The organism is Paraburkholderia sp. BCC1884 (genome assembly GCF_900996225.1).
Lineage (GTDB): Bacteria > Pseudomonadota > Gammaproteobacteria > Burkholderiales > Burkholderiaceae > Paraburkholderia.
Genome location: NZ_CAAJGL010000128.1, coordinates 1 through 525, shown reverse-complemented (window position 1 = coordinate 525; position 525 = coordinate 1). Strand labels below are relative to the sequence as shown.

Below are 525 nucleotides of genomic sequence, written 5' to 3'. Positions count from 1 at the left end.
ACCTTGCCGTCCAGCGCGCTCTTGTCCCAGCTCATGATCGCCGGCGCGGTGAAGCCGATGATGCCGACCTTGACCGGCCCGCTCACGGTGCTGCCGTCGGGCGCGGTGGCGCTCACCACCCTGGTGATGATCGTGTAGGGCTGGAACAGCGGCTGCCTGGTCCTGGCGCTGATCACGTTGGACAGCACCTGCGGGAAGTTCGGCCCCGCGCATTGGCGCTGCTGCGCCGGATCGGGCAGCCCGTCGATGTCGAAACGATTGCCGGTGACCTGCGAGAGATAGGGCAGGCCGTAGTTGAATTCGTGGTTGCCGATCGCGCCGCCGTCGAACTTCGCGGCGTTCATCACCTTGTAGATCGCCAGCGTCTGGTCGCAGGAAACCGGCTTGACCAGCGCCTGGTAGTCGGACAGCGCGGTGCCCTGGATGGTGTCGCCGTCGTCGAGCAGCAGGTTGTTCGGATATTGCTTGCGGGCCGCCGCGATCAGCGTGGCGACGCGCTCGAAGCCGATCGAATTGTCGGCCGCC

Annotated in this window: 1 pseudogene; it reads right to left on the bottom strand. The window is 66.3% G+C overall.

Annotated elements, in window-relative coordinates:
* A pseudogene (locus FQ705_RS29305) lies at window positions 1-525 on the bottom strand (bifunctional metallophosphatase/5'-nucleotidase); the annotation flags it as partial.